Source organism: Saccharothrix sp., from assembly GCF_031180885.1.
Classification (GTDB): Bacteria; Actinomycetota; Actinomycetes; order Mycobacteriales; family Pseudonocardiaceae; genus Actinosynnema.
This window is the reverse complement of record NZ_JAPSLK010000059.1, coordinates 39426-53301: the sequence shown is the minus strand read 5'-3', so window position 1 is coordinate 53301 and position 13876 is coordinate 39426. Positions and strand designations below refer to the sequence as shown.

Sequence of the window (13876 nt, the reverse complement as noted above, 5' to 3'; positions counted from 1 at the left end):
CGCGCCGAGGTACAGGAACGACGCGGGCACGTCGAACAGCGTCTGGCCCTTGGTCAGCGCCTCCTGCAGCCCGCGCAGCATGGTCAGCATCCCGAGGGTGACCATGAACCCGGACAGGCCGAGCTTGAGGATGAAAAACCCGTTGAGCCCACCGATCACCGCACCGACCAGCAGGCACACCGGGATCGCCGTCCACGCGGGCAGCTCGATGCCGAGCCCGTTGGACGCGGCCGGGATGACCAGGGCGATCGCCAGGGCGGGCGCGATGCCGATGGTGGACTCCAGCGACAGGTCCATCTTGCCCGCGATGAGGATCAACGCCTGCCCGAGCACCAGCAGCGACAGCTCGCTCTGCTGCTGCAACACCGCGATCAGGTTGTCGGCGGTGAGGAAGATCGGGCTGACCACCGCCCCGACGACCAGCAGCACGATGATCGCGGGCACCAGCGCCAGGTCCTGGTAGCGGCCCAGGCGGAACTTCGGCGGGGCGGCCGCGGCGGCCGGCGGCCGGGTGAGTGCTTTCGTCATGACATCCCTTCGATCGCCGCGATCAGCTCGCCGTCGCGCCAGCCCCGGTCGAACTCCGCGACCACCCGGCCGTGGAACAGCACCAGGACCCGGTCGCACACCCGCAGGTCGTCCAGTTCGTCGGAGACGACGAGAGCGGCTTTACCCGCGCGGGCCTGGGCGTCCACCACGCCCAGCAGGGATTCCTTGGACTTCACGTCCACCCCGGCGGTCGGGTTGATCAGCACCAGCACGGCGGGCCCGGTCGCCAGGGCGCGGGCCATGACGACCTTCTGCTGGTTGCCGCCGGACAGGTCGGAGACCGGTTGGTCCGGCCCGGCGGCCTTGATGTCGTACTCCGCGATCGCGGTCCGACCGGAGTCGTGGAGCGCCGACTTGCGCACGAACGCCGCCGGGGCGGTCATGGTCGCGTTCTCGGCGATGGTCAGGTCCAGCACCAGGCCCTGGTGGTGGCGGTCGCGCGGCACGCACCCGATGCCGGCCCGCAGCGCGGCCGGCACGTCACCGGCGCGGACCCGCGAGCCCCGGACCGACACGGACCCGGCGGCGGACGAGCGCAGCCCGTAGACGGTCTCGGCCAGCTCGTGCTTGCCGCTGGACGCGCTGCCCGCCAGCCCGACCACTTCCCCTGCTGCCACTTCGAGGGACACGCCCTCGAAGCCGTCGCCCGACAGCCCGTCCACGGTCAGCACCGGTTGCGACGACCGGGGCCGGTCCGCGCCGTCCGGGATGCTCAGGCCGCCGGGCTCGCCGGTCATGGCCTGGATCAAGTCCGGTTTGGACAGTCCGTCGACCGGCGCGGTGAGGATGTGCTTGGCGTCCCGGTAGACCGTGACGGTCTGGCACACCTGGTAGATCTCCTGGAGGTGGTGCGAGATGAACAGGAACGTCACGCCGGTGTCCTGCAACGCCCGCATCCGGTCGAACAGCCGCTCGATCGCCGGGCCGTCGAGCTGGGCGGTCGGCTCGTCGAGGATGATGAACCGCGCCCCGCCCGACAACGCCCGAGCGATCTCCACGAGCTGCCGCTGCTCCACGGTCAGGTCGGCGACCCGGGCGTCCGGGTGCACCGCCACCTCGTACTGCTCCAACAGGTCGGCGGCCCGCCGGCGCAGCCTCGACCACCGGATCAGCCGGTCCTGCCGGTTGAGGAACAGGTTCTCCGCCACCGACAGCTCGGGCACGGCGGTCGACTTCTGGTACACGCACGCCACCTTCTCCCGCCACGCCGCGCGGTCCGCGACCGCCGGCGCGTCCGCGCCGAAGAACCGCACCGACCCGGCGTCCGGGGCGCGCATCCCGGTCAGCACCGACACCAGCGTGGACTTCCCCGCGCCGTTGCGACCCACCAACGCATGGGACTCGCCGGCCGTGATCTTGATCTCCACGTCGTCCAGCGCGACCGTGCGGCCGAACCGCACGGTCACCCCGGTCGCTTCAACGGCGTTCATTTGCCGATCTGGTTGCCCCAGAAGGCCTTGTCATCCACGTTCTCCTTGGTGATCAGCGGCGCCGGGAGCTGGTCCTCCAGCTGGCCGTTGCCCACGTCGACGATCTCGCTGCCGTGGTCGGTCTTGCCCGGCTTGAACGTCTTGCCCTCCACCGCGGCCTTGGCGTAGAACAGCGCCCACTCCGCGTACAGGTCCGCCGGCTGCGACACCGTCGCGTCGATCTCGCCCTTGCGGATGGCCTCCAACTCCTGCGGGATGCCGTCGTTGGAGACGATGAACACGTGCTTCGGGTCGGTCGGCGGCACCAGCATGTTCTTCTGCCGCAACACCTGCAGCGTCGGCGCGAGGAACACGCCGCCGGCCTGCATGTAGATGCCGTTGATGTCCGGGTGCTGGTTCAGCCGGGTCTGCAACGCGGCGGAGGCCTTGGTGCCCTCCCAGTCCGTCGGCTCCTCGAACACCGTGATGCCGGGGTAGTTCTCCTTCATGCACTTGGCGAACGCCTCGGACCGGTCGCGGCCGTTGACCGAGGACAGCGAGCCCTGGAACTCCACGACCTTGCCCTTGCCGCCCAGCTTCTCGCCGAGGAACCTGCACGCCTTCTCGCCGTAGGCCTTGTTGTCCGCCCGCACCACCATGTACGCCTTGCCCTTGTCCGGGCGGGTGTCCACGGTGATCACCGGGATCTTGGCCTTCTCCAACCGCTCCAGCGTGGAGGCGATCGCGCCGGTGTCCTGCGGCGCCATGATGATGGCCTTCGCGCCCTGGCTCTGCAACGACTGCGCGTTGGCGACCAGGTTCTCCACCTTGTTCTGCGAGTTCGTCGGCGCCATCAGGTTGATGCCCAGCGCCTTCGCCTTCTCCGGCGCGTACTTGATGTAGGAGTTCCAGAAGTCGGAGTCGGCCCGGGGGAAGTCCAAGCCGATCGGGCCGACGCCGGAGGCGGTGCCACCGGAGGTGGTGGCCGTGCCGCAGGCGGCGGTGGTCAGCGCGAGGCACACCGCGGCGGTGAGGATGCTGCGACGCTTCATCGTTCCTCGATTTCGGGGGAGGTTTTCCTAGGACTTCGGGCGCAACCGCAGCCCGTGCATGCCGCCGTCGACGGCCAGGACGGTGCCCGCGGTCGAGCCGGACAGCGGGCTCGCCAGGTAGGCGATCGCGCCCGCGACCTCGTCGGCCGAGACCAGGCGCCCGTGCGGCTGCCTGGCCTCCAACGCGGCCCGCTCGGCGTCCGGATCCGGTGCCGAATCGAGCAGGCGGCCCACCCACGGGGTGTCCGCCGTGCCGGGGGCCACCGCGTTCACGCGGACGCCCTCCCGCACGTGGTCAGCGGCCATCGCCAGGGTCAGCGCGTGCACCGCGCCCTTCGTGGCCGAGTACAGCGCCCGCTGCGGCAGACCCGCCCACCCGGCGATCGAACCCGTGTTCACCACCGCCGCCGCGGGCGAGCGGCGCAGATGCGGCAGGGCGGCGCGGGTGACCCGCACGATCCCACCCACGTTCACCTCCCACACCCGCCGCCACTCGTCGTCCGGGTTGGCGGCCACGTCCCCCTGCGCGCCGATCCCCGCGTTGTTCACCACGACGTCCAGCCGACCGAACCCGGCCACCACGGCGTCGACCGCCGCCCGAACGCTGTCGTCGTCCGACACGTCGGCCCGGATGCCCACCAGCGGCTCGTCCACCCGCGGGTTCAGGTCCAGACAGGCCACCTTCGCGCCCCGGGACGCGAGCAGGCGCGCGGTGGCCAAGCCGATGCCCGACGCGCCGCCGGTGACGATCGCGACCAGTCCCTCGAAGTCGTTCACGACGCCTCCGTCCACACCGGACCGTCGGGGTAGCGGTACGCGGCCAGGGTTTCGTCCTTGAGCCGGGCGGAGAACCCGGGCTCGGTGGGCGCGACGTACCGGCCGTCACGCACCACCGCCGGGTCGGTGAAGTGCTCGTGCAAGTGGTCCACCCACTCGATGACCCGCCCGTCCAGCGACCCGGACACCGCCACGTAGTCGAACAGCGACAGGTGCCGCACCAGCTCGCACAACCCCACACCACCCGCGTGCGGACACACCGGGACACCGAACTTGTGCGCCAACAACAGGATCGCCACGTTCTCGTTCACCCCGCCCACCCGACACGCGTCGATCTGCAACACGTCGATCGCATCGGCCTGGAGCAACTGCTTGAAGACCACCCGGTTCTGCACGTGCTCACCGGTCGCCACCCGGATCGGGTCCAACGCCGTCGCGATCGCCTCGTGGGCCAGCACGTCGTCCGGCGAGGTCGGCTCCTCGATCCAGTACGGCTGGTAGGGAGCCAGTTCGCGCATCCACCGGATCGCCGTGTCGACGTCCCAGCGCTGGTTGGCGTCCACCGCGATCCGCACCTGCCCGCCGACCACCTCACGGGCCAGCTTCATCCGCCGCACGTCGTCGTCGAGGTCACCGCCGACCTTGAGCTTGATCATGTCGAACCCGTCGGCCACCGCCTGCCGGGACAACGCGGCCAGCTTGTCGTCGGAGTACCCCAGCCAACCCGGCGAGGTCGTGTAGGCCGGGTAGCCCTCCCGGGCCACGAATTCCGCCCGCTCCGCCCGACCCGGCTCCGCCGCCCGCAACAGCCCCAGCGCCTCCTCCGGGGTCAACGCGTCGGACAGGTAGCGGAAGTCGACCAACCCGACGATCTCCTCCGGCGTCAACGCCGACAGGAACCGCCACAACGGCACCCCCGCCCGCCGCGCCGCCAGGTCCCACGCCGCGTTCACCACCGCCCCCAACGCCATGTGCGCCACGCCCTTCTCCGGGCCCAGCCACCGCAACTGCGAGTCGCCGACCAGCTCGAAGTACAGCGCTCCGAGGTCCGCGGCGGTCTCGGGGACGGCCCGGCCCACCAAGTGCGGAGCCAACGACCGGATCGCCGCCGCCTGCACGTCGTTGCCCCGCCCGATGGTGAACGCCAGGCCGTACCCGTCCGGACCCTCGTCCGTCCGCAACACCACGTACGCGGCCGAGTAGTCCGGATCGGGGTTCATCGCGTCCGAACCGTCCAACTCCCGCGACGTGGGGAACCGGATGTCCATCACGTCCAGGTCGACGATGCGGGCCATCACGCCTGCCCGAACGTCTGGCGCTGGGTGCCCAGGCCGTCGATGGACAGCTCGACCACGTCCCCGGCCCGCAGGTACGGCTTGGGCTCGGGCTGCCCGAGGGCCACGCCCGCCGGCGTGCCGGTGTTGACGAGGTCACCGGGTCGGAGGACGAGGAACCAGCTCAGGTAGCGGATCACCTCGGCCACCGGGAAGATCATGTGCTTGGTGGAGGAGTCCTGGCGAATGGTGCCGTTGACCGACAGCCGCAGGCCCAGGGCCTGCGGGTCGGGGACGTCCGCGGCGGGGACCAGGAAGGGGCCGAGGGGGTTGAACGTCTCGCAGTTCTTGCCCTTGTCCCACTGCCCGCCGCGCTCGATCTGGAACTCCCGCTCGGACACGTCGTGCGACACGGTGTACCCGGCGACGCAGGCCAGCGCCTCCTCGGCGGTCTCCAGGTACCGGGCGGTGCGGCCGATGACGACGCCGAGTTCGACCTCCCAGTCCGTTTTGACCGAGTTGCGCGGCACCAGGACCTCGTCGTACGGGCCGACGATGGTGTCCGGGGTCTTGAGGAACACCACCGGTTCGGCGGGGATCGCGGCGCCGGTCTCCTCGGCGTGGTCGCGGTAGTTGAGGCCGATGCACACGATCTTGCCGACGCCCGCGACCGGCGGCCCGACGCGCAGGCCCTCGGGGTCGAGCACGGGGAGCGTCCCGGCGGCGAGCGCGGCCCGGGTGCGGGCGATGCCGTCGGCGGCCAGGAACGGCCCGTCGACGTCGCCGGTCACCGGGCTCAGGTCGTACGTGGTCCCGTCGGCCGTCCGGACGGCGGGGCGTTCGGAGCCCGGCGCTCCGAGGCGCAGAAGCTGCACGGTGGGTCCTCCTCGGCTGCACGAAATACATCGGATGTATAGCCCGGCAGGACCGCCGTCGTCTAGATGCCTGGCGAGTATTGGTCCGATGACTTCGCCGCCGACTACGTTGCGCAACGATGCTCATGCACACCGTGGCCACCCGGGCACCCGCCGATCGGGTGGCGGCCCGCCGACTCAAGGCCGGAGCGACCACGCGCCGGGCGCCCTTGATGTCCGCCGCAACCAGCCGAAGAAGGGTTCCGATGAGACACCACCGTGCGGTGTGGGCGTCCGCCGCCAGCACCGCCGCACTGATCGCCTCGCTCACCACCGCCGGCGTCGCCCACGCGGACGAGCCGCTCGCCGAACCGCTCTCCCCCTCGGCCGCCGACGTGGCCCGGACCGGGTCGTCCGAGCAGGTCGGCGCGACCCTCGCGAAGGCGACCGGCACGGTCACGGCGTTCGTCGAACTGGCCGAGACGCCCGCCGCCGAGTCCTACGGCGCGGAGAAGCGGCGCGGTGGCGCGGACGCGCAGGCCGCCGACGCGGCGAAGCGGTCCCGGCAGCGCACCGACGACAAGGCCGCCCGCGTGGTGGACGTGCTGCGCGGCAAGGACTCCGCGACCCGCGAGGTCGCCCGGACCGCCAACGCCGTGTCCGGCGTGGTGGTCAGCGCCGACGCGGCCGGGGTGCGCGCGCTGGCCGGGCTGCCCGAGGTCCGGTCGGTGCGCCTGGCCGTGCCGAAGGTCGTCCAGAACGCCAGCTCCGTGCAGCTGACCAAGGCCGCGCAGGTGTGGCGGCAGACCGGCCGGTACGGCGAGGGCATGCGGATCGGCATCATCGACACCGGCATCGACTACACCCACGCCGACTTCGGCGGCCCCGGCACGCCCGAGGCGTACCAGGCCGTCGACCGGACCGCGCCGTGGACGCCGACCGCCAAGGTCGTCGGGGGTTACGACTTCGCGGGCGACGACTACGACGCGACCGAGCCGGAGAAGTCCACGCCCAAGCCCGACCCCAACCCGATGGACTGCCAGAGCCACGGCACGCACGTCGCGGGCACGGCCGGCGGGTTCGGCGAGAACGCGGACGGCTCCACGTTCACCGGCGACTACAGGACGTTGACCGACGACCAGCTCAACGCCATGCGGATCGGTCCGGGCACCGCGCCCAAGGCGTTGCTGTACGCGCTGAAGGTGTTCGGCTGCGAGGGGTCGACCAACCTCACCTCGCAGGCCCTGGACTGGGCGCTGGACCCCAACGGCGACGGCGACTTCGCCGACCACCTCGACGTGGTCAACATGTCCCTGGGCTCGGACTTCGGCGGCCAGGACGACCCGGACTCGCTGTTCGTGCGCAAGCTCGTCGAGCACGGCGTGCTGGTCGTGGCGTCGGCGGGCAACGGCGGCGACTTCTACGACGTCGGCGGCTCGCCCGCCAACACCCCGGAAGCGCTGGCCGTGGCCAACACGCGGGACGCGTTCGCGCTGCTGGACGGCGTGACGGTGGGCGGGGTCGACCAGCCGGGCCAGTACAGCCAGAACTACACCGGCTACGCCGGCCTCGACCTGACCCGGCCCGTGGTCGCGGTCGCCGCCGAGGGCAACAAGGACGGCTGCGACGCGATCGCCCAGGACCTCAAGGGCAAGTTCGTCTGGCTGGAGTGGGACGACAACGACACCACCCGCCGCTGCGGCTCGGCCGGGCGCACCAACAACGCCCAGAACGCGGGCGCGGAGGGCGTGCTGCTCACCTCCACCCGGGACAACTTCCTGGCCGCCATCGCGGGCAACGCGGCCATCCCGGCCTTCCAGTTCACCGGCACCGCGACCGCCGCCGTCCGGCCCGCGCTGACCGCCGGCACGCTGGAGGTCCGGATGCGCGGCGCGCTGCGCAACTCCGTGCCGACCACGACGCCGAAGCTCGCCGACACCATCACCCCGTCGTCCTCGCGCGGTGCGCGCGGCGCGGTGGCGGCCAAGCCGGACGTGGCCGCGCCCGGCGACACGATCGTGTCGGCCAACGTCGGCACCGGCAACGGCGCGGTGAGCAAGGGCGGCACGTCGATGTCCGCGCCGCACGTGGCCGGGATCGGCGCGCTGGTGCGGGAAGCGCACCCGGACTGGACCGTCGAGGAGGTCAAGGCCGCGGTCGTGAACACCGCCGGCAACGACGTGAAGTCCGGTGACGACAACACCGCCGGCCTGGCCGAGGCCCCGATGCGGGTCGGCGCGGGCCGGGTGGACGCGGCGTCGGCGGTGGGCGTGGACCTGCTGGCGATGGTGGCCGACAACCCCGGATCGGTCGGGGTGTCGTTCGGTCCGGTCGAGGCGGGGCGCACGGTGTGGCGGACCAAGACGGTGAACGTGGTCAACAAGGGCACGGCCTCGCGCACGGTCACCGCGGCGTACCACGAGTCAACGGCCGTTCCGGGCGTGAAGTACGAAGTGTGGCCGCGGACGGTGACGGTGGCGCCGGGCAAGACGGGCCGCGTGCGGGTGTCGCTGCGGATCGAGCCCGAGCAGCTGCGGAAGGTCGCCGACCCGACGGTGGTCAAGCAGCAGGTCGGCGTGGCGCGGCAGTTCATCGCGGAGGCGTCCGGCCGGCTGGTGCTGACGTCCGGGTCGACCGCGCTGCGGGTGCCGGTGTACGCCGCGCCCAAGCCGGCGGCGGACATCTCGGCGGGCTGGGTGATCTTCCGCGGCGACGTGGCGTCGGTGCGGCTGCGCGGGCGGCAGCTGGCGCAGGGCGAGGGTGACCAGGCGTACCGGTCGCTGGTCAGCGCGTTCGAGCTGCAGGGTTCGTCCGAGCGGCTGCCCGACTGCACCGACGAGGTGAAGACGGAGTGCGCGGTCAACGGGTCGGCCAAGGGCGGCGACCTGCGCTACGTCGGCGCCGCGTCCACCGCGCCCGTCGACAAGTCCGAGGGTGCTCTGCTCGCCTTCGGTGTCGTGACGTGGGAGAACTGGGTCACCTTGGGGGCCAACAACTCCCCCGAGATCCGGATCGACACCAACGGTGACGGGTCGCACGACTTCCGCGTGCACGCCGTGAAGCCGACCGACGCCAACGGCAACGTGACGGCGGACGTGTGGCTGGCGCGGACCGTGCGGGTGTCCGACGACGAGGTGGTGGACGAGCAGCCGTTGAACAGCCTGCACGGCGAGGTCGACACCAACCTCATGGACAGCAACGTGGTCGTGCTGCCGGTGACCTTGAAGTCGCTGGGGATCGACCCGGCGGGTGCGTCGTTCCGGCTGTCGTACACGGCTGGTACGACCGGCCAGTACGTCGCGCCGGGCAACGAGGGCGGGTTCGTGGACCACATCGGCACCCCGATGTCGTTCGACCCGCTCAAGCCGGGCCTGTCCGTGCGGCAGGGGACGACGCCGGCGCTGTCCTTCGTGGCAAGGACCGGTGCGCGGCTGGAGGTCCACCGCGACGCTGCGGCGTTGGCTGCGGACGGTGCCGAGAACCTGTTGCTGCTGCACCACCACAACACCACGGAGGAACGAGCCCAGGTCGTGAAGATGCGCGGCTGATCGGGGTTTGATCACTTTCCGCAAGGCCCGGCACAACCCTTCTGGGTGGTGCCGGGCCTTGCGTGCGTTCGACCATACTCGGGCGTATGGGCTTCGTGGTCGGCTTGGACGCGGGCGGCACCTCGACGAGAGCGCTGGTGCTGGACCTGGACGGCACCCGCCTGGGCGCGGGCGTGGCGGGCGGCGCCAACCCCAATTCGCACCCGCCGGAGCTGGCGGCCACACACATCTCCCAGGCTTTGAGCGCGGCCCTGGACGGTTTGGACGCGGCCAAGGTCGAGTCGGGCGTCCTGGGCATGGCCGGCTCCAGCAAGGTCCTCAGCGACCCCACCGTGAATGCCCTCTTCGAGGCCGCGTGGACCGGTGCCGGGCTGCGCTGCCCGATGCGCGTGATCACCGACTGCGAGGCGGCCTTCGCCACCGGTTCGTCGGCCCCGGACGGCACCGTCCTGGTAGCCGGCACGGGTTCGATCGCCGCCCGCATCACCGACCACCGGCTGGCCGGCACGGTCGGCGGCTACGGCTGGCTGCTGGGCGACGAGGGTTCGGCGTACTGGCTGGGCCGCGAGGCGGTCCGCGCCACCCTCCGCGCCTTGGAGTCCAACGCCCCCCTGGACCCGTTGGCCGAAGCGGTCCTGACCATGGCCGACCTGACCATGGCCGACCTGACCGTGACCGACTCCCGCCGCGACACCTGGCGCCGCCTGATCACCCAGTCGAACCAGTCCCCGCCGATCCACCTGTCCCACTACGCACCCCTGGTGACCGCCCACCACACAGCCCCATCGGCCGCCCGGATCATCACCGACGCCGTGGACGCTTTGGCCGACTTGGCCATGTCGTGCCGCGAGGAGGGCGACGAGACCCCGATCGTCCTGGTAGGCAGCCTGATCCAGGCCCACCCCTTGGGCACCCGCCTACGCGCCGAGCTGACGGCCCGCACCCACGCCGCGGTCCGCATCGCCACGGAGGGCGCGGCCGGCGCAGCGTGGCTGGCCGCCGTGGAGATCCTCGGCACCACCGCCCCCCGCCCCTGCTGAGGGCACCACCGGTCAGGCGGCTTCTTCCGGGACGCGCGGGTGGCGGAGGCCGGGGTGGTCCTCGGGCAGGGTTCGGCGGAGGAGCCACCAGCTCACCGCGATGCACACCGCCTGCAACGGCCAGGTCAGCGCCGCCCGCATGAACCCCAGCAACACCACCTGCTGCGCCACCCACAACGCCCCGAACACCACCACCCGCAGCACGTACTGACCCACCCAAGGCCAAGACGCCACCCGGTAAGCCCGCAACAGATCCGGATCCCGCCGCCACCGGAACTTCTGCCCCGTCACCAGCCCGACCACGACCCCCAGCAACGGCCACCGCACCACGATGCTCGCCGCCCACACCAGCGCACTAGCCGCGTTCAAGAAGATCTGGAGCAGGAAGAAGTCCTCGGCCCGACCGGTCTGCAAGGCGATGTACGCCGCCAGGACCACCAGCGCCACCGACACCACCACCGCACGCGGCCGGTCGCCGCGCACCACCCGGACCACCGCGATGACGACCCCGCACAGCACGGCCACCAGCGCCCCGGCCTCGATGGAACGCCCGGTCAGCGCCCACCCCAGGGCGAACGCCAAGGGCGGCAGGGACGCGTCCACGGCACCGCCCCGGCCGCCCAGCAGGTGGGCCAGGGACTCCTGACGGGTGTCGGTCATGCCTCCAGGGTGCCTTAGGGCAGCCTTACCCAGGTAACGGACCCGCATCGGAGCATTGACCGGGCATGACGCCCGTCACTACCGTGGCCCGAAATCGTCTGGAAAGTTACCAGACAGGTCAGACGGAAAGGCATGAGCCGATGCGAGCCGGTAGCCCACGACTGCTGCGCGAGATCAACGACCGCGCCGCGATCGAGGCCTTGCTGCGCAATGGACCTCTCACCCGCTCCGAGCTGGAGGGCATCATCGGCCTCTCCAAGCCGGCCACCGCCCAGCTGCTGACCCGCCTGGAAACCGAGGGCACGGTCCTGCGCAACGGCCTGCGCGGCGGCGGACGCGGTCCCCGCGCGCAGCTCTGGACGGTCAACGGCGCGCTGGCCCACGTCGCCGCCATCGACCTCACCCCGGACACGGTCGACGTGGCGATCGCCGACATCTCCGGCACGCTGCTCACCGAGCACTCCGCGCCCATGCCGCGCACCGACGTGCTGGAGGCGTTCCACGGCGCGGTCACCAAGGCCGCGAACCAGGCCGGGCTGTCCCCGGAAGCCCTCCACCACGTCGTGGTCGGCTCCCCCGGCGCCGTCGACCCGACCACCGGCCGGCTGAACTACGCGCCGCACATGCCGGGCTGGGAGGGCTTCGACATCCCGGGCACCCTCCAGGACCTCCTCGGCACCAGCGTCACCGTCGAGAACGACGTCAACCTGGTCGCGCTGGAGGAGATGATCGCCGGCCGGGCGAGCGGCGTGAAGGACTTCGTGCTGCTCTGGCCCGCCGACGCGGTCGGCGCGGCCGTCGTGGTCAACGGTGTGCTGCTCAGGGGCGCGACCGGTGGTGCGGGCGAGATCGACGCCATGCAGGTGCCCGACCACGCCCACGCCGAGACCGGCACCGAGCGCACCGGCAGCCGGTACGGCGACCTGCTCGACAGCGCCGCGATCGTCAAGCTGGCCCGCGCCCACGGGGTGTCCGCGCGCACCGGGCACGCCGCCGTCCGCAAGGCCCTGAGCGAGGGCACGGCCGGCCGCGAGTTCCTGGTCGACCTCGCCCGCCGCATCGCGACCGGCGTGGCCAACGTGATCGCCGTGCTCGACCCCGAACTGGTGCTGCTGTCCGGCGACATCGCGCACGCCGGCGGCACGACGCTCGCCGACCTCGTCGCCGCCGAGCTGCGCACCCTGGTGGTGCCCCGCACCCCCGTCCAACTCGCCCTGGTGACCGGGAAACCGGTGCGTTCCGGCGCACTGCACTCCGCGCTGTCGGTCGTCAGGGAACAGGTGTTCGGCCTACCCGCCGCCACGACCGAACCCTTCCGCGGCCCGCGCCAGTAGTCGGCGTGCCGCACAACGTCCCCGACCGCACGTTGAAGAAGGAGAGCACATGCGCAAGGTCCCCCGCGCAGCGTTGCTTTGCGTGGCCGCCGCGGTGTCCCTGACCGCCTGCGCCGCCGGCGCCGGCAAGTCCGACCAGGCGGGTGGCCTCGCCGCCGCGCCCGGCAAGGACGACAAGTTCACCCTGACCGTCTGGAGCCCGTTCTCCGGCCGCGAGCAGGACGAGGTCACCAAGGCGTTGGAGAGCTTCAAGAAGAAGTACCCCAACGCCGAGATCAAGCACGAGGGCAGCCAGGACGACGACAAGATCACCGCGGGCATCCGCGGCGGCAACCCGCCGGACGTGGCCCTGTCGTTCACCACGGACAACATCGGCCAGTTCTGCTCCTCCGGCTCGTGGCAGGACCTCAAGCCCTACATCGACCGCGACAAGGTCGACCTCTCGCAGATCCCCGACGCCGTCCGCTCCTACACCGAGTACAAGGGCACGCGCTGCGCGATGCCGATGCTCAGCGACGTCTACGGCCTGTACTACAACAAGGACATGCTCGCCGCGGCCGGCATCACCGCCCCGCCGAAGACCACCGCCGAGCTGGTCGACGTCGCCAAGCGCACCACCAAGTTCGCCCCGGACGGCTCGATCGAGGTCGCCGGGTTCATGCCCACGATGATGTTCTACGCCAACCGCCCGCCGATCCTGGCGCCGCACTTCGGGGCGAAGTGGGCCGGTCCGGGCGGCAAGTCGGCGCTGGCGAGCCCGGAGTGGGCGGAGATGCTGACGTTCCAGAAGGAACTCGTCGACTTCTTCGGCTTCGAGAAGCTGGAGCGGTTCCGCGCGGGCCTGGGCCAGCAGTACTCCAACGACCACGCGTTCCACCAGGGCAAGATGGCCATGATGATCGACGGCGAGTACCGCACCGCGTTCCTCAAGGACCAGGCGCCGCAGATCAAGTTCGGCACCGCGCCGTTCCCGACCAGCAAGCCCGAGCTGTACGGCACGGCGTTCACCGCGGGCACGATCATCGGTGTCCCCAAGGGCGCCAAGAACCCCGGCGCGGCCTGGGAGCTGATCCGGCACATGGCGTTCGACACGGACACGATCGTCAGCCTGGCCAACGGCCTGAAGAACATCCCCAGCACCAAGGCCGCCCTCGCCGACCCGCGGCTGGAGGTCGACGAGACCTTCAAGACGTTCATCGACCTGGCCGCAGGCGGCAAGCTCCAGGGCAACCCGGTCACCCCGATCGGCGACGCGCACATCAAGGCCGTGGGCGACTTCGCGGCCTCATGGCAGGCGGGCAAGGTGCCCGACCTGATGGCGGGGCTCAAGGACGTCGACAAGCAGATCGACGACCAGATCGCCAAGAGCGGCAAGTAGC

11 protein-coding genes are annotated in these 13876 nt (G+C 71.4%); 4 read left to right on the top strand and 7 right to left on the bottom strand.

The genetic code is table 11. The features are described from left to right. The 6 genes from RIN75_RS37100 to RIN75_RS37075 form a co-directional block, all read right to left on the bottom strand. On the bottom strand, window positions 1-528 hold a 528-nt coding region (locus RIN75_RS37100), incomplete at its 3' end, for an ABC transporter permease (RefSeq protein ID WP_375296071.1). Next, a complete protein-coding gene (locus tag RIN75_RS37095) occupies window positions 525-1979 on the bottom strand; it encodes a sugar ABC transporter ATP-binding protein (protein ID WP_309116774.1) in 1455 nt (484 codons plus the stop codon). The genes RIN75_RS37100 and RIN75_RS37095, both read right to left, overlap by 4 nt. Beyond that, window positions 1976-3010, bottom strand: coding sequence for a sugar ABC transporter substrate-binding protein (locus RIN75_RS37090; protein WP_309116773.1), 1035 nt, complete (start codon window positions 3008-3010; stop codon window positions 1976-1978). The genes RIN75_RS37095 and RIN75_RS37090 overlap by 4 nt, the downstream gene beginning before the upstream one ends. Before the next feature lie 27 nt (window positions 3011-3037). Further along, window positions 3038-3787, bottom strand: a complete 750-nt coding sequence (locus RIN75_RS37085) for an SDR family oxidoreductase (protein ID WP_309116772.1) — start codon at window positions 3785-3787, stop codon at window positions 3038-3040. Continuing rightward, window positions 3784-5082 (bottom strand): enolase C-terminal domain-like protein, encoded by a 1299-nt coding sequence (locus tag RIN75_RS37080; protein WP_309116771.1) that lies wholly within the window; start codon window positions 5080-5082, stop codon window positions 3784-3786. Before RIN75_RS37080 ends, RIN75_RS37085 begins: the two co-directional genes overlap by 4 nt. Further along, window positions 5082-5936 (bottom strand): fumarylacetoacetate hydrolase family protein, encoded by an 855-nt coding sequence (locus RIN75_RS37075; RefSeq protein ID WP_309116770.1) that lies wholly within the window; start codon window positions 5934-5936, stop codon window positions 5082-5084. The genes RIN75_RS37080 and RIN75_RS37075 overlap by 1 nt, the downstream gene beginning before the upstream one ends. Before the next feature lie 245 nt (window positions 5937-6181). On the opposite strand from RIN75_RS37075, the gene RIN75_RS37070 reads away from it, so the two are divergent. After that, a complete protein-coding gene (locus RIN75_RS37070; RefSeq protein WP_309116769.1) occupies window positions 6182-9463 on the top strand; it encodes a S8 family serine peptidase in 3282 nt (1093 codons plus the stop codon). 86 nt (window positions 9464-9549) lie between these two features. Further along, window positions 9550-10503: a BadF/BadG/BcrA/BcrD ATPase family protein gene (locus RIN75_RS37065; protein ID WP_309116768.1), complete on the top strand. Its 954-nt coding sequence runs from the start codon at window positions 9550-9552 to the stop codon at window positions 10501-10503. Window positions 10504-10515: 12 nt separating this feature from the next. Here the strand turns inward: RIN75_RS37065 and RIN75_RS37060 are convergent, their stop codons facing one another. Further along, window positions 10516-11163 (bottom strand): DUF3159 domain-containing protein, encoded by a 648-nt coding sequence (locus tag RIN75_RS37060; RefSeq protein WP_309116767.1) that lies wholly within the window; start codon window positions 11161-11163, stop codon window positions 10516-10518. 140 nt (window positions 11164-11303) lie between these two features. Here RIN75_RS37060 and RIN75_RS37055 point away from each other — a divergent pair, with 140 nt between their 5' ends. Then, a complete protein-coding gene (locus RIN75_RS37055; protein ID WP_309116766.1) occupies window positions 11304-12497 on the top strand; it encodes an ROK family transcriptional regulator in 1194 nt (397 codons plus the stop codon). A gap of 49 nt (window positions 12498-12546) precedes the next feature. Beyond that, window positions 12547-13875: an extracellular solute-binding protein gene (locus RIN75_RS37050; RefSeq protein ID WP_309116765.1), complete on the top strand. Its 1329-nt coding sequence runs from the start codon at window positions 12547-12549 to the stop codon at window positions 13873-13875. Window position 13876 lies beyond the last annotated feature (1 nt).

Bases quoted from the DNA above. Each gene is read 5' to 3' on its own strand.
- RIN75_RS37095 (WP_309116774.1), bottom strand. From the start codon at position 1,979: ATGAACGCCGTTGAAGCGACCGGGGTGACCGTGCGGTTCGGCCGCACG.
- RIN75_RS37090 (WP_309116773.1), bottom strand. From the start codon at position 3,010: ATGAAGCGTCGCAGCATCCTCACCGCCGCGGTGTGCCTCGCGCTGACC.
- RIN75_RS37080 (WP_309116771.1), bottom strand. From the start codon at position 5,082: ATGGCCCGCATCGTCGACCTGGACGTGATGGACATCCGGTTCCCCACG.
- RIN75_RS37070 (WP_309116769.1), top strand. From the start codon at position 6,182: ATGAGACACCACCGTGCGGTGTGGGCGTCCGCCGCCAGCACCGCCGCA.
- RIN75_RS37065 (WP_309116768.1), top strand. From the start codon at position 9,550: ATGGGCTTCGTGGTCGGCTTGGACGCGGGCGGCACCTCGACGAGAGCG.
- RIN75_RS37060 (WP_309116767.1), bottom strand. From the start codon at position 11,163: ATGACCGACACCCGTCAGGAGTCCCTGGCCCACCTGCTGGGCGGCCGG.
- RIN75_RS37055 (WP_309116766.1), top strand. From the start codon at position 11,304: ATGCGAGCCGGTAGCCCACGACTGCTGCGCGAGATCAACGACCGCGCC.
- RIN75_RS37050 (WP_309116765.1), top strand. From the start codon at position 12,547: ATGCGCAAGGTCCCCCGCGCAGCGTTGCTTTGCGTGGCCGCCGCGGTG.